Below are 488 nucleotides of genomic sequence, written 5' to 3' on the forward strand. Positions count from 1 at the left end.
CCTACAAGTCGAGCAGGGACGAAAGTCGGGCTTAGTGATCCGGTGGTTCCGCATGGAAGGGCCATCGCTCAACGGATAAAAGCTACCCCGGGGATAACAGGCTTATCTCCCCCAAGAGTCCACATCGACGGGGAGGTTTGGCACCTCGATGTCGGCTCATCGCATCCTGGGGCTGTAGTCGGTCCCAAGGGTTGGGCTGTTCGCCCATTAAAGCGGTACGCGAGCTGGGTTCAGAACGTCGTGAGACAGTTCGGTCCCTATCCGTCGTGGGCGTAGGAAATTTGAGAGGAGCTGTCCTTAGTACGAGAGGACCGGGATGGACGCACCGCTGGTGTACCAGTTGTTCTGCCAAGGGCATAGCTGGGTAGCTATGTGCGGAAGGGATAAGTGCTGAAAGCATCTAAGCATGAAGCCCCCCTCAAGATGAGATTTCCCATAGCGTAAGCTAGTAAGATCCCTGAAAGATGATCAGGTTGATAGGTTCGAGG

1 rRNA gene is annotated in these 488 nt (G+C 55.3%); it reads left to right on the forward strand.

Annotation, left to right across the window (positions count from 1 at the left end):
• Positions 1–488, forward strand: a 23S ribosomal RNA gene (locus tag MR170_RS31035); the annotation flags it as partial.

Source organism: Bacillus cereus group sp. BfR-BA-01524 (genome assembly GCF_022662595.1).
GTDB classification, from domain to species: Bacteria; Bacillota; Bacilli; order Bacillales; family Bacillaceae_G; genus Bacillus_A; species Bacillus_A thuringiensis_S.